Annotated in this window: 2 protein-coding genes; both read right to left on the minus strand. The window is 37.3% G+C overall.

Annotated elements, in window-relative coordinates; translation table 11 throughout:
* On the minus strand, positions 1 to 739 hold a 739-nt coding region (locus BLP46_RS12750), incomplete at its 3' end, for an HlyD family secretion protein (RefSeq protein WP_167669282.1).
* The coding region (locus BLP46_RS12755) for an ABC transporter ATP-binding protein (protein ID WP_143000510.1) at positions 720 to 1,325 on the minus strand (606 nt) is incomplete at its 5' end. The genes BLP46_RS12755 and BLP46_RS12750, both read right to left, overlap by 20 nt.

The raw sequence follows: 1,325 nt of genomic DNA on the forward strand, positions 1-1,325 counted from the left end.
TTAACGCCTCATATGTGCTTTCGTACTCTTTTATCTGTGCGTCGGCATTCTCCAAACTTTGGACATAATTATCATAATATGCCCTCAACATACTGTTGTTGCTTGCAAAGTTCAAATCATTTTCAACGGCATTTATAAGGTTTTGATATTCCTTTATCAATTGATTATCCTTATCAATGCTCTCCTCAACGGAATTAAGAGTTGCATTAGCCTCTTTTTTGGAATTTTTGTTCTGATTATCGGTATCGTGTATTTGTCCTAATGATACATCCAAATCACTGATATATTTTTCGTACTGATTGTAATAGTCTATCTCTTCTTTTGTTTGTGAAAAACCATTTTTGCCGTCTTCAACACATTGCTTCAGTTTTTTGTTATACTTTATCTTTGTGTCACATTCGTTAATCTTATCTGTGAGCGTTTGTTTTTGCGACTCTGCAGAACCTACATCCAAGGTCAATATTGTGTCTCCGGACTTTACAAAATCCCCGTCACTGTAATTAAGTTCCTTGATTTTTCCGCCGCTTATTGTTGATATTATGTTGGTTGACAACTGAGGTCTGACCTCTCCGCTCACGGTTGAATACTCGTCTATTTCTCCAAAGAAAGACCAGATGAGCAAAGCAATGACAATTGATAAAACAATCAGAACAAAAATCAGAATTGATTTAGGAGCTTTTTTCTCCATTACTTCACGACTGTCCGTTAAATCTTTCATATCAATTATCGTGTTCTTCATGGTCTTCACCTCCATTTTGAACAGGTAATTGTTCTTTCCAAAGATTATAGTAACTTTTTCTGTCGTTCATTAATTGAGTATGGCTGCCCTGCTCAATTATTTCGCCGTCTGCCATAACATAGATTTTGTCGCAGCGCATGATTGTGCTCAGTCTGTGTGCGATAATTACGGTTGTTATGTTGTCTGAAAGCTCGTTGATTGTTTTTTCGATTGCCTTTTCTGTAATCGAATCCAGGTTACTGGTTGCCTCGTCCATAATAAGTATATCGGGCTTTTTAAGCAGTGCCCTTGCAATTGCAAGTCTCTGTTTTTGTCCGCCCGAAAGGTTTGCTCCGTTTTCTTCCAGCATAGTATCATATCTTAGAGGCATCTTTTCAATAAATTCATTTGCCTTGCTGAGTTTGCAGGCTTCAATGATTTCATCAAGAGTTGCGTCTTCGTTTCCGAGCATTAGGTTTTCCCTTATAGTGCCGCTGAACAGGAATATATCCTGAGATATATACGCAATTTTATCTCTGAGCGACTCAATATTGATGTCCTTTATATTGTAGTCGCCAAACATAATTTCGCCTTTTTCAAACTCATA

The organism is Ruminococcus sp. YE282 (genome assembly GCA_900101355.1).
Lineage (GTDB): Bacteria > Bacillota > Clostridia > Oscillospirales > Acutalibacteraceae > Ruminococcoides > Ruminococcoides bromii_A.